Annotated in this window: 20 protein-coding genes and 1 tRNA gene; 8 read left to right on the plus strand and 13 right to left on the minus strand. The window is 60.3% G+C overall.

The window, feature by feature from the left end:
• Positions 1–85: 85 nt before the first annotated feature.
• Entirely contained in the window at positions 86–355 is a 270-nt protein-coding gene (gene rpmA, locus H0241_RS30370; protein WP_015315190.1) for a 50S ribosomal protein L27, read from the minus strand.
• Between the two features lie 101 nt (positions 356–456).
• Positions 457–1155, minus strand: coding sequence for a 50S ribosomal protein L21 (locus H0241_RS30375; protein ID WP_181061449.1), 699 nt, complete (start codon positions 1153–1155; stop codon positions 457–459).
• Between the two features lie 367 nt (positions 1156–1522).
• Here H0241_RS30375 and H0241_RS30380 point away from each other — a divergent pair.
• Positions 1523–1612 (plus strand) — tRNA-Ser (locus tag H0241_RS30380).
• 209 nt (positions 1613–1821) lie between these two features.
• On the opposite strand, the gene H0241_RS35875 is transcribed toward H0241_RS30380, so the two are convergent.
• The 3 genes from H0241_RS35875 to H0241_RS30390 form a co-directional block, all read right to left on the minus strand.
• Positions 1822–2505: a hypothetical protein gene (locus H0241_RS35875; protein WP_235984563.1), complete on the minus strand. Its 684-nt coding sequence runs from the start codon at positions 2503–2505 to the stop codon at positions 1822–1824.
• 164 nt (positions 2506–2669) lie between these two features.
• Complete coding sequence (locus H0241_RS35880) at positions 2670–3977, minus strand: SIR2 family protein (protein ID WP_235984564.1); 1308 nt, start codon at positions 3975–3977, stop codon at positions 2670–2672.
• A gap of 549 nt (positions 3978–4526) precedes the next feature.
• Positions 4527–6506, minus strand: a complete 1980-nt coding sequence (locus tag H0241_RS30390; RefSeq protein ID WP_181061450.1) for a putative bifunctional diguanylate cyclase/phosphodiesterase — start codon at positions 6504–6506, stop codon at positions 4527–4529.
• 266 nt (positions 6507–6772) lie between these two features.
• Between H0241_RS30390 and H0241_RS30395 the strand changes: the two genes are divergently transcribed.
• A complete protein-coding gene (locus H0241_RS30395) occupies positions 6773–7819 on the plus strand; it encodes a class I SAM-dependent methyltransferase (RefSeq protein ID WP_181061451.1) in 1047 nt (348 codons plus the stop codon).
• Positions 7820–7983: 164 nt separating this feature from the next.
• On the opposite strand, the gene H0241_RS30400 is transcribed toward H0241_RS30395, so the two are convergent.
• Positions 7984–8877: an SDR family oxidoreductase gene (locus tag H0241_RS30400; RefSeq protein ID WP_181061452.1), complete on the minus strand. Its 894-nt coding sequence runs from the start codon at positions 8875–8877 to the stop codon at positions 7984–7986.
• A gap of 128 nt (positions 8878–9005) precedes the next feature.
• On the opposite strand from H0241_RS30400, the gene H0241_RS30405 reads away from it, so the two are divergent.
• A complete protein-coding gene (locus tag H0241_RS30405) occupies positions 9006–9944 on the plus strand; it encodes an AraC family transcriptional regulator (RefSeq protein ID WP_181061453.1) in 939 nt (312 codons plus the stop codon).
• 7 nt (positions 9945–9951) lie between these two features.
• On the opposite strand, the gene H0241_RS30410 is transcribed toward H0241_RS30405, so the two are convergent.
• From H0241_RS30410 to H0241_RS30425, 4 genes are all read right to left on the minus strand, one after another.
• Complete coding sequence (locus H0241_RS30410) at positions 9952–10644, minus strand: SH3 domain-containing protein (protein ID WP_181061454.1); 693 nt, start codon at positions 10642–10644, stop codon at positions 9952–9954.
• A 24-nt stretch (positions 10645–10668) separates the two neighbouring features.
• Positions 10669–11475, minus strand: a complete 807-nt coding sequence (locus H0241_RS30415) for a hypothetical protein (RefSeq protein WP_181061455.1) — start codon at positions 11473–11475, stop codon at positions 10669–10671.
• A 54-nt stretch (positions 11476–11529) separates the two neighbouring features.
• Positions 11530–12168 carry a glycoside hydrolase family 25 protein gene (locus tag H0241_RS30420; RefSeq protein ID WP_181061456.1) on the minus strand — a complete coding sequence of 213 codons (639 nt, stop codon included), beginning with the start codon at positions 12166–12168 and terminating at the stop codon, positions 11530–11532.
• Between the two features lie 283 nt (positions 12169–12451).
• Complete coding sequence (locus H0241_RS30425; protein ID WP_181061457.1) at positions 12452–13498, minus strand: alpha/beta fold hydrolase; 1047 nt, start codon at positions 13496–13498, stop codon at positions 12452–12454.
• A gap of 235 nt (positions 13499–13733) precedes the next feature.
• Here H0241_RS30425 and H0241_RS30430 point away from each other — a divergent pair, with 235 nt between their 5' ends.
• The 3 genes from H0241_RS30430 to H0241_RS30440 all read left to right on the plus strand — a co-directional run bounded on the left by H0241_RS30430 (position 13734) and on the right by H0241_RS30440 (position 16346).
• Positions 13734–14150: an organic hydroperoxide resistance protein gene (locus H0241_RS30430; protein ID WP_181061458.1), complete on the plus strand. Its 417-nt coding sequence runs from the start codon at positions 13734–13736 to the stop codon at positions 14148–14150.
• Positions 14151–14265: 115 nt separating this feature from the next.
• Positions 14266–15003: a response regulator gene (locus tag H0241_RS30435; RefSeq protein ID WP_181061459.1), complete on the plus strand. Its 738-nt coding sequence runs from the start codon at positions 14266–14268 to the stop codon at positions 15001–15003.
• A complete protein-coding gene (locus H0241_RS30440) occupies positions 15000–16346 on the plus strand; it encodes an ATP-binding protein (RefSeq protein ID WP_407941788.1) in 1347 nt (448 codons plus the stop codon). Before H0241_RS30435 ends, H0241_RS30440 begins: the two co-directional genes overlap by 4 nt.
• Before the next feature lie 257 nt (positions 16347–16603).
• Here the strand turns inward: H0241_RS30440 and H0241_RS30445 are convergent, their stop codons facing one another.
• Both H0241_RS30445 and H0241_RS30450 read right to left on the minus strand, forming a co-directional pair.
• On the minus strand, positions 16604–17593 hold the full coding sequence (locus tag H0241_RS30445) for a hypothetical protein (protein ID WP_181061461.1): 990 nt from the start codon (positions 17591–17593) through the stop codon (positions 16604–16606).
• 2 nt (positions 17594–17595) lie between these two features.
• Positions 17596–17958: a DUF3024 domain-containing protein gene (locus tag H0241_RS30450; protein ID WP_328824903.1), complete on the minus strand. Its 363-nt coding sequence runs from the start codon at positions 17956–17958 to the stop codon at positions 17596–17598.
• Between the two features lie 112 nt (positions 17959–18070).
• Between H0241_RS30450 and H0241_RS30455 the strand changes: the two genes are divergently transcribed.
• Positions 18071–18460 carry a hypothetical protein gene (locus H0241_RS30455; RefSeq protein ID WP_181061463.1) on the plus strand — a complete coding sequence of 130 codons (390 nt, stop codon included), beginning with the start codon at positions 18071–18073 and terminating at the stop codon, positions 18458–18460.
• 192 nt (positions 18461–18652) lie between these two features.
• Positions 18653–19423, plus strand: coding sequence for an SDR family oxidoreductase (locus H0241_RS30460; protein WP_181061464.1), 771 nt, complete (start codon positions 18653–18655; stop codon positions 19421–19423).
• A 19-nt stretch (positions 19424–19442) separates the two neighbouring features.
• Here H0241_RS30460 and recQ read toward each other — a convergent pair whose 3' ends face one another.
• The gene (recQ, locus tag H0241_RS30465; RefSeq protein ID WP_181061505.1) at positions 19443–21269 is read right to left on the minus strand and encodes a DNA helicase RecQ; all 1827 of its coding nucleotides are present in this window, start codon (positions 21267–21269) and stop codon (positions 19443–19445) included.
• Positions 21270–21388: the final 119 nt, after the last annotated feature.

Here is a 21388-nt window from a genome sequence, read left to right on the forward strand (position 1 = left end):
CCCTGATCCTTTTCCTGGCTCCATTCACTGGTTTGGCCAGACACCGGTTCCCGAGATGGGCGCCGGTTTTATAGTGCGGAACCGGCTACTCCGCGGCTTTGGTAATCGGGTTGACCGATACGTAGGTTCGGCCGTTGGCTTTTTTGTTGAAGGTGACTGCGCCGGTCTCAAGCGCAAAAAGGGTATGGTCCGTGCCCATGCCGACATTGACGCCGGGATGCCAGGTGGTGCCGCGTTGACGGATGATGATGTTGCCCGGGATGACGGCTTCGCCGCCAAACTTCTTCACGCCCAGACGCTTGGAATGCGAGTCGCGACCGTTGCGCGACGAGCCGCCAGCTTTCTTGTGTGCCATCTAACTAACTCCGATGCGCCCTGGGGGCGCTTGAATGGTCTTATGAACGCGTTCGCGTTCCGTTTCAAGTCCGATCCGGCGACCTTGTCGCCGGTCCGTTTTTACTTCTTCGCCAGTTCCTTGGCCTGCTCGCGCCAGTCCTTGATCTGGTCGGCGCTGAAGGGCATGTGCTCGTCGATCTTGGCGACATCCTTGTCGGTCAGCTTGGCCAGCTGCGCGAAGGTGATGATGCCCTGCTCGGCCAGATCCTTGGCAGCGACCGGGCCGATGCCCTTGATCACGGTCAGATCGTCCGGCTCGCCCTTCGGCGCCTTGAACAGCGGCGCAGCGACGGCGGTCTCGGCCTTGGCTTCTGCCTTCGGGGCAGTCTCAGCCTTGGCTTCCTTCTTGGCCTTGGCCTCCTTCGGCGCGGCCTCGGCCTTCGCCTCGGGCGCTACGTCAGCCTTGGCTTCCACCTTGGCGGCGGCCTTCTTGGAAGGCTTGGCGCCATCCAGCAGGATCTCGGCGATCCGCACGGTGGTCAGAAGCTGACGGTGGCCGATCTTGCGGCGCGAATTCTGCCGGCGACGCTTCTTGAAAGCGATGACGGTGCGGTTCTTGCCCTGCTCGACGACTTCCGCCGTGACCAGAGCGCCATCGACGAACGGTGCGCCGAAGGTGACATTTTCGCCTTCGCCATGGGCGAGGACGCTGCCGATTTCGACGATATCGCCGACATTGGCTTCGAGCTTTTCGATCTTCAGGAGATCGTTGGCGGCAACGCGATACTGCTTACCGCCCGTTTTAATGACTGCGAACATTTTTTGCCTTTCGCTGTTCGGTCGGCCTTGATGAACCGCGTCACGCGGTTCGGCCGTCTTTTTGTCAGTCTGCGGGTTCGAAAAACAAGCGGCGTGGAAGAACCCTCCACGCCGATTGCGCGCTTCCCCTAACCGAAGGTTTGGTGCGAGTCAAGGCAAACGGGCGGAATCCTTGGCCATGCGGCCTCCTTGCCGCGCCCGATCCCTCCGGTCGAGACCGGTTGGCCCCACCTGCCGACGTGGCCGCAACGCAGCCCTCCCGGCAAAGCCCGCACAGGAAGCTGAATTCCCGATGGATTTGGCCTTGTAACCTGCCCGCCCAGCCGTTATCTAGTGCGCCGCGCCGGCAACGGCCGACCATGACCGCGGAGAGGTGGCAGAGTGGTCGAATGCACCGCACTCGAAATGCGGCATGGGTGCAAGCCCATCGGGGGTTCGAATCCCTCCCTCTCCGCCATCTTGAGCCTTCGGCCGTGAGGCTTTCTCTCTATCTTTCTCGATCTTGGATTTATGTGTCTGAAATGGATGGGCCACACTGCCGGCACTGCGCGAACCTATTTCTCTCTTGCCTTGAACGAATACGGCGGAAGATCCCGCCGCACTAAATTCACTTTCGTGCAGTTTTGTGTGGCGCTAAAGTTGCCGGGTAAAGTGAGGTCGACTTGATCACAGAAGTGCTGCGATGGGTTCTATATCATTCATCGCTGATGTGGCATGGTTGCGCTGATAGCCTTCGGGAACGACGCCGACTCTAGCCGTGGCTCGACCTATAATCTCTGTAAGCTGCCCAGCAAGAATTTTCGCAAGATCCTTGGGGATAGTCGCGCCTTTCGCCTCGATTACCCGCATGATTTGCAGCAGCGTCTCGTATGGATGATGGGAAAGTTGCGCGTCTCGCATTAGGCGTCCGACAATGTCGATCGCTTCTTTCATGTCTCTGAACAGTTCAGCGCCCGCTCGGCTGGTTGCCATAGCGCGGGCAGCAAGAAACTTTGCTTTTCGGTCTTCAAGCTGTTTCCGGTTGAATTTGTCACCTCTTTTCTTGTCGTAAGCATCTGCAGCCGTATACCCCATTACTAGGTATTCTTCAGCCTTCAGCCAGCTTCCTTGGGCACTCATTGCCATGTGCCATTGAAGCCAAAATAGAGGAAGCTCTCTGAAATAAGATACCTTCGATATATTGTCGAAGAAACGATTGATCTCGCCGTCATCGCTAACAACGGAGGCAAGTATAGAATAACGCATCAGTTGAGTGAATATGTGGTTATCGAATTCACTTCTTCTATATTTGCCTCTTATGTAATTAAGTATGTATATCGTCGTGTCCACAATTTCTTTGTCATCTATCACACTTGACGCAAGGTTTCTTGCCCCGATTGATGGTATCGTCTTTACGAAATATCCGTCTACGCGAACAAGCTTCAGGCCATCCGTATCAGTAGATATTCTCTTTATGGTAGCTGAGCAGTCTTTTTCGAACGCTTCACTAAGAAAAGACGTTGGTGCGTCAAATCCTATTCCTGCGAAATTAGAGCGGTGATCATCATGCGCTTGTCGTTAAGATCAATCCCGCTAAGTTTGTTGTATTCCGCTAGATAGGCGTTCCGCACGTATTTCGACTTGAGTAGGCGCAGCAGAACGCTTGGGAAGACACCTCCGCAATCTCGCTCGATAAACCTTCGGCGATCACTTAAGGTCAACGCGCTAAATTCTCGCCAGCCGGCGATTTGATCAATGAGAGCGATCAAGCTATCGACTTCAGAGCCTTTTACCTTCCCCAGGCGAATATCAGAGGCTGATGGGATCGTGCGTATCACCCTCAACTTTTCTGATTCTGCCTCTGTTGCGATGCTTCTTGCTGATAATATCATGCCACCCTCGCTCGCTGAAATTTGGCGAACAAGGGCCGTTAATCTATCCTCGCGCAGGGCAAAGCACCCCTCTACCACTAGCACTGCATCAGGATACGATGCGAAGATGGACGATACCTCATTAAGCAGATCCGAATAGAAATGTTTGAGTTGGAAGACGGGTCGACCACGAGCGATTTGGATCTGTGCTCCAAGTATGGCCAAGCTTTTTCCCTCGCAGATGTCGCCGTGAACAAATGCGATGTTCCCGCGTGTATTCAAATGCTCGACGATCTTGGCTGCTTCATCTCGAAGAACGTGGTAGTCAGACGTTCCTACATCCCAATCGCGTTTGATTTGCGACCTCTCGACCTTTCCCCAAATGAATAAGTCCTCGATAGCGGCAACAGGCGGGACAGATGTTGTCGTCTCGGGTAGGACAAAGCGCTCGAAAGACGCAAGGGGAGGTTCTTTAGGGGCGTCCTGTTTAAGTATCTGCAAGATCTGATCGGCAAACGCCTCCCGACCTGTGTAGAGGACTTCGCCAAATTCTTCTTGGGTCGCGCGCTCATCTGGATCCGGAGAGGCGGTCGGTCGGTTGATGAAGAACGCCTTGTTCTGTAAGCCAGTCGCGTTGAAAAAAACTTGCGATAGATGAAAATCAGCTGCACTAAAACCTAAAAAAACTACGATTTCGGCGCGCTCAATTTCGGAACGAAGGCGTTCCATCCAATTGCTGACACCAGTAAGATTTCGATAGGAATCCGCGTCCAGAATGCAGCTTCGCTCGAAGTTTTCGTTGGTCCAAGCTTCGGCGAATCCATGAAGATGAACAACGGGAACTCCTGACGTCGGACTGCTGGGATCAGCCAGATTATTGAGGGGTGAATGTTTTTTTCGTATATTCTGAAGCCCAATTTCAATACCATTGTCATAGTTTGTCGTATAAATTGATGTCCAAGGAAATTCCATTATAGATTCGATCGAAGATGAAATCCTACTTATATGAAATCTATTTTTCAGCATATCCATTAGGCTAAACACGCCGAAATCTAATTTGAATCGTTTGGCCGCATTTTTTATATCTCGAATCCGGACTGTTTTCCTTTTTCCTTGAGTTCGGAATTTATCATACTGAGCAGATGAAACGTTACGCCAAGTGCTGGGTCGTCCTCGAAATTCAAGCAGTCCGCTGTGAAGCCAGCACCGCAGAAGAGAACGGCGTTCCCATTTCGGCTGTCTTGAAGCTTTTGCTGCAAATTTTTCACGTGATCCTCGTCCCTTTTTAGCACCCTGCGCAATATCAACTCTCTGTTGCGACGATTCGTCAATCGGATCAAAGCTATCATTGCTCTCGGCCGCGGGTATCTACACCGTTCACGGTCATATGAGGCCGACGGTTCCCGTGAGCTACTCCGAGGTGCGAGTTTCCGCTGAGTTGAGACTTTGCTCGAACGCCCGAGGAAATTTCTTCCCGCCATGGGAAAATTCCGGCTCAGTGGTCATGTCGATCGGCACTTGCTAGGCAACGAGGCCTTGCCTGATTTGCTCTACTTCTTCGATCGGGACCGGATGCCCGGTGAGGAAGCCCTGCATCAAATGCACCCCCAGGCGCTGCAGCAGCATGTACTGCTCTTCCGTTTCAACGCCCTCGGCGAGCACGACATGGCCGAGATTGCGAAGCAGTCCGACCATGTCCCGCAACAGGCTCAAGCCACGAGACGTCTGGCAATCGTGGAGGAAGCTGCGATCGATTTTGACTACGTCGAATCTAAACCGACGGAGCCATGTAAGGCCGGCAAATCCCGTTCCGAAGTCGTCCAGCCAGATCTGAACGCCCAATTTTCGCAGCCGTTCCACGTTTCTTACCGCTTGCGCCTCCAGAAAGATGTCACTGCCTTCGGTGATTTCGATGGCCAGTTTCTGTGGCGCAAGGCCGTGCCGGGCAAGGACTTCGGTGATCCGGAGTGAAAAGTTGGGAACCTTGAGCTGAAGAACAGATACGTTCACGGTCACGACCGAGCCCAATCCGTATTCCGCCATGTCACCACAGGCTCGATCGATCAGCCACATACCCAGTTCCACGATCGCTCCGGTCTGCTCGGCAACGGGAATGAATACGGACGGACTGATCATGGTGCCGTCGAAGTCGCATAGCCGCATCAGAGTCTCGTGGCCCAGCACGCGTCCGGACGTCAGGTCGAATATTGGCTGGTAAGCGACAGAAACGAGCTGATCGGAAATTGCCAGCGTCAGCAGTTCTGAAAGATTTTCGCCGGAGCGATCCTGGCCGGTGGCGTGCGGGTCGTAAATTGTGAACGTAGCCCGACCGGCAAACTTGGACGCATAGAGTGCGCGGTCCGCTTCCTGCAGCAGGATTCTGAGTTCTATGCTCTGATCGGCGCGCGTCAACGAGGCTCCGGCACTGATCGTGACAATGTTGAGCTTGTCGCCCCGATCAGGGTGGTAGATGTCCAAGTCCTCCACGGCGCGACAAAATTGCTGCGTTATTTCATGAAGGTGAGCCCGTCCGGTGACCTTGCAGAGAATGACGAATTCTTCTCCGCCATAGCGTGCCGCGACGGCGTTGTTCGAAGCCGCCATCTCGGAAAGGACGTGGGCGAGTTTGATCAGACAATCGTCGCCGGCCTGATGGCCAAGTCCGTCATTGAACCTTTTGAAATAGTCGACGTCGATCAGAATGAGGCCTATCTCGTCGTCGTCCGCAGCCCAGTCTTCGCGCAGCTCCGAGAATTCCCGAATGATCGCCCTCCGGTTTTTCATTCCCGTGAGCGGATCCGTATCCGCTATTTCGGTTAGTTTCTGCCCCTTCCTGATAGCAGCCTGCTCCTGAATCTGTGCCCGAAGTGCGTGCAGGAACGTCTGGTAGCGCTCCAGGCTCAGTCGCCAGGAAAGATAAAGCGACAACACCAGGCAGTTCACGAAATAGGCCGACAGCACGACCCGGCCTGCGATGTCGGCCTGAAGGGAGAACATCGCGGCGTACACAAAGCTTGCGGCGACCGTCGCGGAGGCTATGGCCGAAAGCCAAAACCGGAAGTTGAAGAACAAATTCGCACCCAGGATAAATACGGTGCCAAAAACCATGAAATGGGAGAGGGCATCCTGATGCTCTGTTCCAAGAGCGGAGACGAGCCATCCAAGGGCACCGGATACAATCGCCAGCGCTGCTACGAGGTGCAAGGTGGGAAGGGCGAAGCCCCGTCGGGCGACAAATTCGACAAGCGCCAGGGAAGTGATCCCTAGCGTAACGCGGGTCAACATAAGCCGATCGGCGATATCCGGAAAAAGAAACCAATCGAACAGGCCATAGGCCACATAGCTGACTACAGCAGCCGCAATACCCCATCGCACGAGACTGCGATTTTCATCGGCATCCTTCTGCAGGAACAGGGCCAGGAGTTCCGGATCGGCCGAATGCCACCGCGGGCGTGCAATCGCAACCGCCACCTTCTGGGCAACGTCCTCGCTCAGTTGCATTGCACCGCTCCTCCGCGATCTGCAGTAGCGAATGCAATAGCCGAGGTCGCCTGCCGTCGGAGAATGAAGGCACCACTGTCCGCAGGAAAAGTCGGATGTCGCTAACCGACGGTAAACAGGCGGTTCGGATTTAGCCGGTTCAGGAGGGCGGATGACTGCTCAATTGGCTAAAGTTTTATTAAAATTTTATTAAAATAGTTCGCATCATGCAGCGACACACCTATGCTGTTTGCCGTGGACCGGGCGGGGTAAACCGGAGAAACGGCATGCCTATCGACCCAAAATTGCAGCTCGACGAATACAGCCTCGTCACCACCAGACTGATGAAAAAACATGCCGCTACCTCTGAAGAGACGGCCGACTCCGACGAGTTGAGGGACAGCACGGCCCAGCTCGCCCTGATACTGGATCTTGCTCATCAAGCCTTCATGCGGCACAGACCTGCCGCCCCCATCGTCCATCGCCTGGCGGGCAGACTCCATAGGCTCCGCCGGCAGGTTGCTCCCGCGGTCTGGCAGAAACTCGTTCCCTTGGCTCAGCAGCATCGTGTCGCGGAATATTTGATCCAGGACCCGTTCACGCGTTGGTCGGTCGAGAAACCACGCGGGTATTCAGGCGATGCTGGCCTGCTGGATATTTACTACAAGCATCCCACTGCCGACGATATCGTGGCTTCGTCGACCTTACTTGGTCGGCAAATTTACGCGTACACCAGTGAAGCTGCCAGTTCGGTGGCGGGGCGCGAGCGGCGGGATATTCTGGCCAGGACCGTGGACGAGACGGCCAGCAGTGTGGCAAAGGCGGAGGTGCTGGCGATTGCCTGCGGCCACCTCAGGGAAGCCGAACGCTCCGACGCGTTGGCCAAGCGCAAATTGCAACGTTGGGTCGGCCTGGACCAGGACCCTGTCAGCGTTGCCACGGTGAACCACGACTTTGCCGGCACGGCAGTCGAGGCACTCCACGGCTCTGTACGCGGCATTCTTCGCCGCGCCTACGCTCTTGGCACATTCGATCTCGTCTACGCATCGGGGCTATACGATTACCTGCCGCGTGCCATCGGCGTCCGCCTGCTGCAACGAGCCATGGAACTCGTCAAGCCTGGAGGCGAATTCCTGTTTGCCAATTTCAGCGACGAGATCACGACGGATGGTTACATGGAGACCTTCATGGATTGGCCACTCATCCTGCGTTCGGCTGACGATATGTCGGACATCATCAATGCCGCCCTCGGCGGGAGCTCTTTCGAAGCGAAAGTATATTATGGCTCGAACCGAAATATCGTTTACGGCAAAATCAGGAAAGGCGACCTCTAAGAGCCTAAGGCCGTTCCGATTGCCTTTTGGTGCGCCGGTGCATTCGGCAACGACCGTTGTCATCGCAGGCGATTGGCACAGGACTTTCCCACATCGCACCGGCGGGCATGATTTGCACCAAGGCAGCGCAATCCGGGCAGGCAACGCAGCTGGCCCTGATCTGTTCAGGTCTCGAAATAGCGGGGCCGGTCGAGATCGGCGATGAGCCCCGGTCCGGTCGGCGCCCACCCCAGCGCATTGCGGGTCTGCTCGCTGGAAGCCGACAAGTCCCTGCCGATGAAATGGCCGAGGAAGCCGAAATGCCCGGCCGCCTCCTCAGGGCTCTTGACGACGACCGGCAGGTTGAGGCGGCGGCCGATGATTTCGGCAATCTCCTTGCTCGCCACGCCCTGTTCGGCAACCGCGTGATAGCTGACGCCGCCGATCCCCTTCTCCAGCGCCAGCCTGTAAAGCGTGGCGGCGTCGGACCGGTGCACCGCGGCCCAGCGGTTCGTGCCGTCGCCAATATAGGCCGAGACGCCCTTTTGCCGCGCAATGGCAATCAGCATCGGCACGAAACCGTGGTCGCCGTCGCCGTGGACGGTCGGCGCAAGCCGCACCGTCGATGCGCGCACGCCGCGCACGGCAAGCGCCATGGCCGTTGCTTCAGAAGCACGCGGGAAGGAGGCCGATGGCGGCGCGGGTTTGTCATCTTCCGTTGCCGGCTTTCCTTGCGCAAACCCGGCGAGTCCGGACGTGACAAGCAGCGGCCGCTTCGAACCTTCCAGCACTGCGCCGAGCGTTTCGATGGCGCGCTGGTCCGCCGCGCAACTGGCGGCGAATTTCGAAAAGTCGTGGTTGAAGCCCGTATGGATGACGCCGTCCGCCTGGGCAGCGCCGCTGCGCAGGCTGTCCAGATCCTCGATATCGCCGCGATGCGCCTCGGCGCCCGCGGCGACGATCGACTTCGCACCCGCTTCCGAGCGCGCGAGACCGAGCACCTGATGGCCCGCCCCAAGCAATTCCCGCACAACGGCCGAACCGACAAAACCGGTGGCGCCGGTCACGAACACACGCATGATGATTTCTCCTTGGTTCTCGTCGAAGGCCGCATAAGCAGCCCTGTTGCCGAAGGAGATAAGCGGTTGAGATCATACGATCTATGCTGTAAAGTCCGAGATATCTTCGCAATCGTCCGAGAATGCTCATGGATCCGCTATCCGACGTGCTGTCGCTGCTGAAGCCGCGCAATTACCTGTCGGCCGGGCTGGAAGCCGGTGGCGACTGGGCGATCCAGTTTCCCGACCAGCAGGCCGCCATCAAATGCGGCGCCGTGGTATACGGCCGGTGCTGGCTGTCGGTCGAAGGCGTCACCGACGCGGTGCGGCTGGACGCCGGCGACTGCTTCCTGCTGCCGCGCGGCCGGCCTTTCCGGCTTGCCAGCGATCTCGGCCTGCCGACGGTCGATGCGAGCACGATCTTCTCGCCGGCGCGCACCGGCGGCATCACCACCCATAATGGCGGCGGCGATTTCCTGCTGGTCAGCAGCCGCTTCGCGCTGTCCGGCGACCATGCCGGCATCCTGTTGCGGATGCTGCCGCCCATCGTTCACATCCGCGCGGAGAGCGACCATTCGGCGCTGCGCTGGCCGGTGGAGCGGATGATGCAGGAGTTGCGCCAGCGGCAGCCGGGCGGCTTTCTCATCGTCGAGCATCTCGCCCACATGATCCTGATCGAGGCCTTGCGCCTGCATATGGGGGCTCGGGACAGCGTCGGTTGGCTGTTCGCGCTGACCGACAGGCAGATCGGCGCGGCGATCGCCGCCATGCATGAGGACCCGGCGCATGGCTGGACGCTGCAGAAGCTGGCCGAGCGCGCCGGCATGTCGCGCTCGACCTTTGCGCTCAGGTTCAAGGAAACGGTCGGCGCCTCACCCCTGGACTATCTGACACGGTGGCGCATGATGCTGGCCGGCGACAGGCTGATGCATTCCGGCGATCCGGTGTCCGTCATTGCGCTGGCGCTCGGCTACGAATCCGAAAGCGCCTTCAGCACCGCGTTCAAGCGCGTCATGGGCTGTTCGCCGCGCCAGTACAGCCGCCGGGACCTGGTCTCTGTTGAGCAAGGTGATAGGGAAGCCGCCTGAGAAGGCCTCACCAAAGGCCCTTCGTGGCCTTCAGATTGCTTTCGATGTGCTCGCCATAGAAGACGCCCAGATCGTCCTTGTAGCCCTGCTTGAATTTCCTGGTGGCCATGTTCTTCTTGGTTTTCGTCGCGCCCTGATTATAGGCGATGGCGACATAGACGCTTTCATCATGCGTCAGGCTTTTCTTGCCGGCTCCGTAGACCGCCTTTGTCTGCGCCGTGAGTTCCGACATGCCGCGGCTGAGCGTGCCTTTCCAGGTCGCCCATTTCTCATTGATGAAGTAATCCTTGTCCCCGTCGAAGAACTGGATGTCGTACTGGAACATGCCGAAGCCGTGGCAGAATTTGTCTGCCTTCTTCACGGCTACCTTGTAGCCCGAATTGATCGCGGCAATGCGCACCAGAGCGGCGCGCGCCACCTTGAACATCTCCTTGCCCCTGGCATGGCTTTCGAGGTCGGCCCGGTCCTTCGGCCAGGCGGACGCGCGCTTGGGGAAATCGATCGTGTCGCCGACGCAGACGGCCAGCACCTCTTCCGGCGTTGCCGTCTTGTACATCTTCGCCCAGATGTAGAAGGTTTCCTGGATACCGATCGAGATCAGCAAATTCTTGGTGATCGGCGTGCCGGCGACCGCGGCGTCGATGTCCGCACCGAAATTCTTGTTCATCCAGATCATCGCATCCTGCATGGCGGTGGTCATGGCTGTCTCCCCAAATGAGTGGCGTTAAACGGTGACGCTGAAGTCGACGATGGCCTGCGAGGCAAAGCTGCCGGTGTAGACGGGGACGGAGAAATCCTCTTTCTGGCTGACACCGTTGACCGGCACCAGCCGCGTCCCCACGGCGAGGATCTCATAGGTTTTCCCTGATGTGACCGTGCGCCCGCCATAGCTCGGGAACCGCATCGCGTCGGCCATGAACGCCTCCCGCACCGTTTCCCAGAAAGTCCGTTCAACGAGGGTGCCGGCCAGCGCGGGCGTCGCCGGCGCCTTGGCGTCATCGGCCAGTTCGCGCACGGCGATCTGCACCGGCCCGACCGCCGTGTTGCGTGTCACCCGGATCGAGATCCAGGCCTGATCCTTGTTGAGCACCGGCCGCTCCGGCTCGGCCTGTATCGGGCTGCGGATGCCAAGCCGCTGCAGCAAGGTGTTCACGCCGGCGCTCCCACCGGCGATAATAAGCGCCGACAGGACTGTCGATATTTTGGGGCTCCAGCTTGTAGCCTGCGTGCCGCTGGGCGTGACCTGTGCGATCAGCAGGGCGAAGACATCGTAGTTGAAGCCAAGGACGACGGTCAGGCCCACGGCCACCATCACCAGTGTCTTCACGGCGCGATTGTTGAACAGCATCCGGTACAGCCGCCACTGGAAGATGGTGGCGAGCGCGCTTTCCACCACCAGCACGATCACGGCGAGCGCGGCAAGTTCGGTGCCCAACTGGCCGACATTCGGGACGGCAACAGCGGCGTCTTCCGCGAAGGCCGGTCCCGTGACGACGGCGAAAGCAAGTGCGAAACAAAAGATGCGAAGCACAGTCAGGCCCCCAACAATTGACGTCCCCCCGGCGATCCGATGCCGGATCGCTGCCTACAGGCTGTAGCGCGAGCGGAAATCGGCGAAGGACATCGCCAGATGGTTCTCGTCCACCTTGCCGGTGACCCCGTCGACGCTGCCCGACTGGCTGAATTGCCAGATGGCATAGCTGGTGAAGCCCGACGGTATTGGCGGCGGGCTCGAGCTGTAGCGGGCGAGCCAGAGCGGGCAGTTGCCGAAGCCGGTCGGATTGCCCAGCGCCTGCCAGATGTTGGCGCGGGTGTAGATGAACGGCCAGCGGCCATTATGGGCAGACCGCACCGCAGCGACCCAGTCCTTCGCCTTCTGGACATAGGCAGCCCGCGCCGCAGGCGATTCGGGAATGACTTCGATGTCGAGCGAGGGAATGAGATCGCCGCTGCGGAACGAGACCGTGTTGAGAAAGGCCTGCGCCTGGTCGGCGCCCGAAGCTGTGTTGCGCAGGAAGTGATATCCCCCTACCAGCAATCCCGCTGCCTTGGCATCGGCGATATTGCGGACCGCGAATGCGTCCTTGCTGGTCTTCTCGGATATCTTGATGATCGCGAACTTGACCCCGGCATTGCGAACCCGCGCCCATTTGATTGCGCTGGCTCCGCCGCCGCCGGCCTCGTTCTGAAAGTGCGAAACGTCGATCCCCTCGCGCGTCGGCATGCCCTGCTCCCATAGCCAGACGGGCGCCGAAAAATTCGGCGCGCCCCGTTCGTCTTCATGCAAGCTGTAAGAAACGCCCCTAAGCCCAGCGAACACAGATGCGGAATGGAGAACTCTTGCCTTCGCTGAGTTCAGGCATATTAGCCCTATCTAAGGCCGCCTCTGTGAACCCCTTCACACAGAGCTGACTTGGAGGAAGCTGACGATCCGAACGGCTTCGGGCTTTGCGTCCTTTGTACAAACGGACGGCCAATGGCCGCCCGTTTCGTTACCAGCGACAGGATCAATATCCGTCGACGTCGATGACGGCCTGGGCGAAAGCCTGTGGCGCTTCCTGTGGCAGATTGTGGCCGATGCCGCCCTCGATCGTCCGATGCGCGTATTTGCCCGAAAATTTGTTGCGATAGGCGGTCGGATTGAGATGCGGCGCGCCATTGGCGTCGCCCTCCAGCGTGATTGTCGGCACGCCGATGACCGGACCGCCGGCAAGTCGGTTTTCCAGATCGTCATATTGCGGATCGCTCGCCGCCAATCCGCCGCGCCAGCGATAATTGTGAATGACGATGGCGACATGGTCCGGATTGTCGAAGGCCGCGGCGCTGCGGTCGAAAGTCGCGTCGTCAAAGTTCCACTTCGGCGACGCCGTCTGCCAGATCAGCTTCGCGAAATCATGCCGGTATTTGTCGTAGCCGGCCGCACCGCGCTCGGTGGCGAAATAGAACTGGTACCACCAGTCGTGTTCGGCGCTTGGCGGCAGCGGCACCTTGCCGGTCTTGATGTTGCTGACGAGATAGCCGCTCACCGAGACCAGCGCCTTTGCGCGCTCCGGCCACAGCGCCGAGATGATGCAGGCGCAGCGCGCACCCCAGTCGAAACCGGCAAGGATCGCCTTGGGGATACCGAGCGCATCCATCAGCGCGACGATGTCCTGGGCGACCACCGATTGCTGGCCGTTCCGCATCGTCTCGGCGGACAGGAAGCGCGTCGTGCCATAGCCGCGAAGATAGGGCACGATCACCCGGTAGCCCGCGGACGCCAGCAGCGGCGCGACATCGACAAAGGCGTGGATATCGTAAGGCCAGCCATGCAGGAGAATGACCGGCGGGCCATCGGCCGGACCGGCTTCGGCATAGCCGATGTCGAGAACGCCGGCCTTGATCTGCTTCAGTGCTGCGAAGGAGGTGTTCGTCCCTGGTTTGACCGTCGACAGGGTCGCCGCCTTTGCCGTGCCGGCCAGCGCGCCGGTTGAGCCGGCCAGGCCGGCCGCAGCGAGGGTTAAGGCGGCCGCACCAAAGAAGCGGCGACGGTCGTGGTTGATTTCGTCGGTCATGGGTTTCTCCTACTGATTTGACACCTGCTGGAAAGGATGGCCCCGGTGTATCTCCCATGTGTCCCCATCGGCCGAAATTGAAAGCGGATGTAGCAAGGCGGCACCCGGACACACTGAGATACATTTCCGGCCGATCAGCACACATTCGGGATACGTCGCTTGCCTCTTATGCGGATGTCGCTGGCCTCCGGGCCATTGCGGCGCAACGCTATCCTCCCGCAAGGAAATTGTCCCCATGACTACCACGATCGAAAAAGTCCTCTACACCGGCAAGACCCACACCACGGGCGGCCGCGACGGCGCATCCCGCAGCTCGGACAGCCATCTCGACATCAAGCTTTCACCGCCCGGCACCGGTGCCGGCACCAATCCGGAGCAGCTGTTCGCCGCCGGCTGGTCGGCCTGCTTCATCGGCGCCATGGGCCTTGCGGCGCGCAAGATGAACGTCGCTTTGCCGTCCGATGTCGCCGTCGATGCCGAAGTCGACCTGGCCACATCCGAGGGCGGCTATCTGCTTCAGGCCCGTCTCAATGTCAGCCTTCCCGGTGTGGATCGGAAAGCTGCTCGCGCCGTGGTCGACGCAGCGCATCAGACCTGCCCCTACTCCAAGGCGACGCGTGGTAACATCGGCGTCACGATCGAGCTGGTGTAGGCGGCTGGAAGAGCTACATAACCGCCGGCAGCGCATTTCGTTTCGCGATGCGTTGACCGGCGGCGCCAGGTGCGCTTTCCCCGGAGGGAAAATGTACTGGTGGGAAGCATCCACGATGGATCATGTCGATCACATCCTGATCGTCGATGACGATCGCGAAATCCGCGAGCTGGTCTCCGGCTATCTCAAAAAGAATGGCTTGCGCGCCACCGCCGTGCCGGACGGCCGGCAGATGCGCGCCTTCCTTGATACCGATTCAGTCGATCTCATCATCCTCGACGTGATGATGCCCGGCGACGACGGCCTCGTTCTGTGCCGGCAGCTGCGCGCCGGCAAGCACAAGGCAACACCGATCCTGATGCTGACCGCCCGCAACGAGGAAACCGATCGGATCATCGGCCTGGAGCTGGGCGCGGACGACTATCTGGTAAAACCTTTCGCCGCGCGCGAGCTTCTGGCCCGTATCAACGCCGTGCTTCGGCGAACCCGCATGCTGCCGCCCAACCTCCAGGTGACGGAGACCGGGCGCCTGCTGAAATTCGGCGCATGGCACCTCGATACCGTCGCGCGTCATCTTCTCGACGAGGATGGCACCGCGATTGCGCTCAGCGGCGCCGAATACCGGCTGCTGTGCGTCTTCGTCGACCATCCACAGCGTGTCTTGAACCGCGACCAGTTGCTCAACCTGACGCAAGGGCGCGAAGCGGAGATCTTCGACCGCTCCATCGACCTGCTGGTCAGCCGCCTGCGCCAGCGCCTGCGCGACGACGCGCGCGAACCCGCCTACATCAAGACGGTGTGCAGCGAAGGCTACGTGCTGTCCATGCCGGTCGAACTCAGCGAGCCGGGTTGAGCCCGATGGCGACGTTGCAGCACTTCCGGCCCTGGCCGCGCACATTACGCTCCCGGCTGTTCCTGATCCTGCTGGCCGGCCTGATCGTGGCGCAGGGTCTGTCCTTTGTGCTCTTGATCGCCGAGCGCTTCGCGTCGGCGCAGACGATCATGTCCGATACGCTGGACAGGGACGTGAAGGCAGCGATCGCCATCCTCGACCGCGTTCCCGCGGCGGAACGGGCGCAATGGCTGCCGCTGCTGGACCGGAACACCTATCGCTATGTTTTGGGGCCAGGATTGCCGGGGGTGCCCGAGCTGACCGGCCCCGGCCCCTTGATCGCCACGACCATACGCGCAGCAGCCGGCCCGCGTCTCCCCGTGAAGGTCGAAGCCATTCCCGGCGACGGAAACCGGCTTCAGGCGCATTTGACACTGAGCGATGGCTCATCGCTAACCATCGATGTCCACCCCTCGCTGATGCCGCTGGCGCGCTGGCTGCCCTATGTGCTGGTGGCACAGCTGCTTTTGCTTGTGCTGTGCAGCTGGTTCGCCGTCCGGCTGGTTATCCGTCCGCTGGTTAATCTGGCCAACGCCGCCGACAAGCTCGATCCGGGCAAGCCGACGCCCCGTTTGAGCGAATCCGGACCTCTGGAAGTCGCGCATGCCGCAACCGCCTTCAATTCGATGCGCGAGCGCATTGCCGAGCATCTCGAAGAACGGATGCAGATCCTGGCCGCGATCTCCCATGATCTGCAGACGCCGATCACCCGCATGAAGCTGCGCGCCGAGCTGTCGGACGAGACGCCGGGGAAAGAGAAACTGATGCACGATTTGGCCGAGATCGAGAACCTCGTGCATGAGGGCGTCGCCTATGCCCGCAGCGCCCGCGGCAGCCTTGAAAAGCCATCGCGGATCGACCTCGGCTCCTTCGTCGAAAGCTTGGTCTATGACTACCAGGACACCGGCAAAGCCGTCTCCGCCGGCGCGGAAATCGATGCCGCCGTGGTGACGCGCCCGCAGGCGCTGCGGCGCATCCTCACCAACCTCGTCGACAATGCGCTGAAATTCGCCGGCAGCGCGGAAGTCTCGGCGGAAAAGGGGCCAAGCGATCACGTCGTCATAAAGGTGCTCGATCGAGGCCCCGGCATTCCTGACGACCAGCTCGAGGCCGTCCTGCAGCCGTTCTTCCGCCTCGAACAATCGCGAAACCGCGGCAGCGGCGGCGCCGGATTAGGCCTGGCAATCGCCTATCAATTGTCGCTCGCCATCGAGGGCAGGCTCGAACTGAAAAGCAGGCCAGGCGGCGGCCTGATCGCCGAAATACACCTGCCGCATCAGATGCAAGTGGGTCGCAACCCGTAATCACAAAGCTGGCTGGAATGGCTAGGCTGGCTTCGCTATCTCAAGCCCGGTACGCCGAATCAGTGCGTGGGATCACGTTCAGTTTGCAGCCAACGTCTCCACTGGCGGTAGCCACAGTAAAACTGTCGGCGCAGCACTTTTCCTGCAAGAGACGCAGCCCGCTGACGAGCATGTCCTGACCGCCGGGCGGCATGTCGATACGATTGCCGGCCGCGACCCGAGACTGGTTGCGGGATCCTGCCTGAGCCGGAGCATATCTAGCCCAGTAGCCTCAGACGTTCGATGAAGCGCCCCTTGCCGGAATGACGCTCCCGAATGGCTTGCAGCCGGAGGCGAAATGCCTCGACAGTATCGTGTCTTTCGGCAAGCGTCTGCAGATCGAAAAGCAAGGCCGCCGCTTTGTGATAGCCGGCGGGATTGCTGCGGATGATTTCCTTTTCGATATCCTCCCAGATACTTTCACCCCTGCGGTGAACGGCATCGAGCCGGAGCTGTCGGGCTTTCTCGGCGGCTTCGTCGCTTAGCCGCTGTTGCGCCGCGGCCAATTCCGCCTTGGCATGCTCACGAGCCAGACGAATTGCAGCGGCACGATCCTGCAGGGTTGCGACAGTGCGTCGAGCCACCTCAGGCGCGCCATCGGGATGCATCGCCGCACCTTGCTCGGCAGCCGCTCGGACGAGATCGCGATCCACGCCGAAGAATTCGACGAACGCGTCCAGTGCGTCGGTCAGCGGCCCGATTCCCGGCATCGGCTCCGCTTCATCGGGTTTAACCGCGTCGATTTCGACGGCCATCAGCCAAAGCAGGTAGACAAGCCGAAGGTCGCCGGCCAGCAGGTCAACCCGCAGTGGCGCCAAGGCCGCCAGCCAACTGGAGTCATCCTCGTCCCCGTAGTCATGTTCCAGCTCTTCGCGCGCGATGCTCAAAATGACGTTCTCGCCGGTCATTGCGAGCGCGACGTCTTCGGCAGATCCGAGGATATCGCGTATGCGATCCTGATCGACCAGCCGGGCCGGCAGCTTGATCATCAGACGACGGGAGCCCCAGTTCGCCAGATAGAGGTGAAGATCGAACCAGCGCTCCATGAGCTTGTCCGGATCGCCCTTGAAATCACCCCACTCGTAGTAATTTGTGAAGCTGGTGGCGGTGATCCGCGCTCGTGACGACAGATCGCGCAGCGCCCGGCGATCCGCATTGCTGAGCGGCCGGTCGATCGCCTGAAACTCGTAATATTGATACTCGCTCATCGCTAGACAGGATGCAGGAGCTCGTCGGTTTCAAGGATCAGCAATGCCTTGGCGAGCGTTACATTCGTATAGAGCCGCCACCATTTGCCCGTATGCCGCATCCAGTAGATATCGAACCGGTCCGATCCGATGCGATCGAGTTTTGCAAAGGGTGCGTCGAACTCTTCACCGCGATTGTGCGACATGCCTGACCTGTAGCGCTGGATGAACCTGTAGCCACTCGCCCTCCAGGCACCGTGTAGATCGACCGTGTAATTCCACTCGTTGGGCCGGATTTCTGAGAGGAACCTTGGCTTCAAGACGTTCTGGATGAATGTCTCACAGGCCATGATGATTGCCTGCTTTTCTCGCGCTTCGACCGCCACGGGCCTTGTGCTCAGATCGATCCCTTGCTTGCTCCATGGCATGCGCTTGATCCACTCCCGTCTTGTTGATTTATATTCCCATCTTGTCCAGTGATTGCAAAGGCCAGCAAGCATGAAACCGGAACAGCGGGCAAGGAAGTGGATCGAGAAGAAGGCCAAGAAAGGCGTGCGAAGCCACCCGGTGGGCACCATCGCCTTCTATGGTCCTGATGACAGCCGCGCCACCAAGGTGGCCGTCGCCATCCTCCCGGACAAGCAGTCCGACGCGAGCGAACTGCGTCGCTGGTTCACCGACACGGGCGATCTGCGCAAGGACGACACGATCTTTGTCGAAATCGCTGCGTTCCTGTGGGAGCAGGAAGTCCATTCAGTTGTCATGGTCGACAGAATCCTCGGTTGCCCGCATGAGGAAGGGATCGACTACCCGGAAGGCGGTGTCTGCCCGCAATGCCCCTATTGGGTGGGGCGGGATCGCTGGTCGGGCAAGTTGAAAGCGTACTGATGCCCGATCAAAGCTTTAGTCCGGCAAAAGCGTCTCAGCCTTGAGCCTCTGACAAATGCGTCGCGATTGCCGGCCTGCCGCGTTCGTCTGCGCATTAAGTTGTATTTTCACCGGCTTCGATTGAACGCTAGGCTGGGCTGCCGATTGCCGCATGGGGTCGGTGTTGCCGTTCCTATGCGCGCAGAGGCCCGCTTGAGCATTTTCGACAGATTTTCCCTGGCAGGGCGCGTGGCGCTGATCACCGGAGGTGGGCGCGGGCTTGGCTTCGAGATCGCGCGCGCCTTTGCCGAGGCCGGGGGCCATGTCGTTGTAACGGGACGCAACGCCGCAGCACTGGACGCCGCCGTCGCCGCCATTGTCAAAGGCGGTGGCAGCGCGCAGGCGGCGATCTTCGACATAGCGGACATTCAAGCAGGTCGCGCCGCGATCGCTGATATCCACAACGCCCGCGGCCACCTCGATATCCTCGTCAACAATGTCGGCGCCCGCGACAGGAGGCCGCTGGCCGCTTTCAACGACGACGCCATCCTCAATCTTATCCGGACGGATCTGTTGTCGGCGATCTCGCTATCGCGCGATGCGGCAGAGATCATGAAAGCTCAGGGACATGGCCGCCTGATCGCGGTGACCTCGATCGTCGGCGAGATGGCGCGGCCCGGCGATGCCATCTATCCCGTTGCCAAGCAGGGACTGACCGGGCTGATGCGCAGCATGGCTGTCGAGTACGGCGCATACGGGGTGACGAGCAATGCCATCGCGCCAGGAATGTTCGCTACCGAGACCAATGCCGCACTGGCGGAAAATCCTGACATGGTCGCCTTCGCCCGCCAGCGGGTTCCGCTGCAGCGCTGGGGGCGGCCGGATGAAATCGCCGGCGCCGCCCTTTTCCTTGCCAGCGATGCAGCCTCCTTCGTCAACGGACATGTCTTGACTGTCGATGGCGGCATGTCCGTGCAGATGTGACGGCTGCCCCGGCAGGTCTTCAGGCCGCCCCACCCGACTGGTGAGCGGCAATCGCGCTCAGGAAAACTTTGCCGAACTCTTTGAGCTTGGCCGCACCGACGCCGTTAACCTCGGCGAAATCGTCGAGGTCTTGCGGGCGGCGCTCGGCCATGTCGATCAGCGTGCGGTCGGAAAACACCACATAGGCCGGCACCTGGCGCTCCTTGGCCAGACGCAGCCGCAGCGTCTTGAGCGCCGCCAACAGCGACGCATCGACATTTTCGCCCTGCGGAGTCTGGCCGGCACGAGCCGCGCGGCGCGCGGCGCGCGTGCGCGTCTCGACGCGATACTGGAACGCGACTTCGCCACGCCCGAGTGCGTGGCCCTTGTCGCCAATGGCCAGGCCGCCATGGCCGGCCAGGTCCGGCACCAGGAAACCGCTCGCGACCAGTTGCCGGATCAGCGATAGCCAAAAATCCTTCTTGTGCGCGGCACCGCTGCCGAATCCGGCAAGCCGGTGATGGCCCCTGGCTGTCACCTTTTCGGTCTCGTGACCGATCAGGATGTCGATGACATGGCCGGCGCCGAAGCGCTCGCCGCTCTGCGCCACCGCCGCCAAGATAATGCCGGCCTCTGCGGTGCCGTCGGCGCGCGGCGCCTGCTCCAGGCAATTGTCGCAATTGCCGCAAGGGGTGGCCTCTTCGCCGAAATAGCCTAGCAGAACCTCGCGGCGGCACTCGGCCGTCTCGCAATAGCCGATCAGCGTGTCGAGCCGGCCATGCGAGCGGCGCTTGTGCTCGACGGCGGCGTCCTCGTCATCGATGAACATGCGGCGCATGCGGATGTCGCCGAGACCGTACAGCATATGCGCCTCCGCCGCCCGGCCGTCGCGGCCGGCGCGGCCGATTTCCTGGTAGTAGGCTTCGAGGCTGCCCGGCAGGTCGGTGTGGAAGACATAGGCGACGTCGGGCTTGTCGATGCCCATGCCGAAGGCGATGGTCGCCACCATGACGACGCCCGACAGCGTCATGAAAGCGTTCTGGTTGGCGTCACGCGCTTCCTTGCTCATGCCGGCGTGATAGGCGAGTGCGGTGACGCCGTTCCTTTCGAGAAACGCCGCCATCTCTTCGGTCTTCTTGCGCGACAGGCAGTAGACAATGCCGCTGCGCCCCTGATGGCGCTCGATGAAATTGAGCAGCTGCCGCTTGCTGTCCTGCTTGGGCTCGATGGCAAGCTTGATGTTGGGCCGGTCGAAGCCAAGCACCTGCGTTTCCACACGCCCGCCAAACAGCCGCGTCTCGATGTCCGCGCGGGTCGTCTCATCCGCCGTCGCCGTCACCGCAATGATCGGCACATCGGGAAAGATGCCGCGCAGCTGCGACAGATCTTCATATTCGCGCCGGAACGCGGGACCCCATTGCGAAATGCAATGCGCCTCGTCGATGGCGATCAGGCTGACATCGAGCCTGGCCAGCGCATCCAGCATGCGCTCGGTCATCAGCCGTTCTGGAGCGAGGTAGAGCAGACGCGTCTGGCCCGACGCGACGCGACGCCACGCCGCGACATTGGCGTCACGGTCGATCGAGGAGTTGATCGTGTCGGCGGCGACGCCGGCAAGGCGCAGTGCGGCGACCTGGTCCTGCATCAGCGCCACCAGCGGTGACACGACGATGGTCAGCCCGCCCTTTACCAGCGCCGGAACCTGATAGCAGAGCGACTTGCCCGCACCCGTCGGCATGACGGCCAGCACATGGCGGCCGGCAAGCAGCGCCTCCATCACCGACGCTTGGCCAGGGCGAAAATCGTCAAAGCCGAACACGTCCTTGAGGACACGCCGTTTGGGATCGTGCGTCGTCGATATCTGCATCACGGATGTTTCGATCGGCCGCCCGAAGCAGCGGCATGGGGCAACGATTAGCGCAGCCCCCGTCCGACCACAACAAGCAGCAGCAACATCCCACCGATGATCGACCTGGCTGGCGCTGT

This window comes from Mesorhizobium neociceri (assembly GCF_013520985.1).
Classification (GTDB): Bacteria; Pseudomonadota; Alphaproteobacteria; order Rhizobiales; family Rhizobiaceae; genus Mesorhizobium; species Mesorhizobium neociceri.

What these genes read in the sequence shown, in the direction of transcription:
- rpmA (WP_015315190.1), bottom strand. Translation starts at nt 355, where the DNA reads ATGGCACACAAGAAAGCTGGCGGCTCGTCGCGCAACGGTCGCGACTCG.
- H0241_RS30375 (WP_181061449.1), bottom strand. Translation starts at nt 1,155, where the DNA reads ATGTTCGCAGTCATTAAAACGGGCGGTAAGCAGTATCGCGTTGCCGCC.
- H0241_RS35880 (WP_235984564.1), bottom strand. Translation starts at nt 3,977, where the DNA reads ATGGAATTTCCTTGGACATCAATTTATACGACAAACTATGACAATGGT.
- H0241_RS30390 (WP_181061450.1), bottom strand. Translation starts at nt 6,506, where the DNA reads ATGCAACTGAGCGAGGACGTTGCCCAGAAGGTGGCGGTTGCGATTGCA.
- H0241_RS30395 (WP_181061451.1), top strand. Translation starts at nt 6,773, where the DNA reads ATGCCTATCGACCCAAAATTGCAGCTCGACGAATACAGCCTCGTCACC.
- H0241_RS30400 (WP_181061452.1), bottom strand. Translation starts at nt 8,877, where the DNA reads ATGCGTGTGTTCGTGACCGGCGCCACCGGTTTTGTCGGTTCGGCCGTT.
- H0241_RS30405 (WP_181061453.1), top strand. Translation starts at nt 9,006, where the DNA reads ATGGATCCGCTATCCGACGTGCTGTCGCTGCTGAAGCCGCGCAATTAC.
- H0241_RS30410 (WP_181061454.1), bottom strand. Translation starts at nt 10,644, where the DNA reads ATGACCACCGCCATGCAGGATGCGATGATCTGGATGAACAAGAATTTC.
- H0241_RS30420 (WP_181061456.1), bottom strand. Translation starts at nt 12,168, where the DNA reads ATGCCGACGCGCGAGGGGATCGACGTTTCGCACTTTCAGAACGAGGCC.
- H0241_RS30425 (WP_181061457.1), bottom strand. Translation starts at nt 13,498, where the DNA reads ATGACCGACGAAATCAACCACGACCGTCGCCGCTTCTTTGGTGCGGCC.
- H0241_RS30430 (WP_181061458.1), top strand. Translation starts at nt 13,734, where the DNA reads ATGACTACCACGATCGAAAAAGTCCTCTACACCGGCAAGACCCACACC.
- H0241_RS30435 (WP_181061459.1), top strand. Translation starts at nt 14,266, where the DNA reads ATGGATCATGTCGATCACATCCTGATCGTCGATGACGATCGCGAAATC.
- H0241_RS30445 (WP_181061461.1), bottom strand. Translation starts at nt 17,593, where the DNA reads ATGAGCGAGTATCAATATTACGAGTTTCAGGCGATCGACCGGCCGCTC.
- H0241_RS30455 (WP_181061463.1), top strand. Translation starts at nt 18,071, where the DNA reads ATGAAACCGGAACAGCGGGCAAGGAAGTGGATCGAGAAGAAGGCCAAG.
- recQ (WP_181061505.1), bottom strand. Translation starts at nt 21,269, where the DNA reads ATGCAGATATCGACGACGCACGATCCCAAACGGCGTGTCCTCAAGGAC.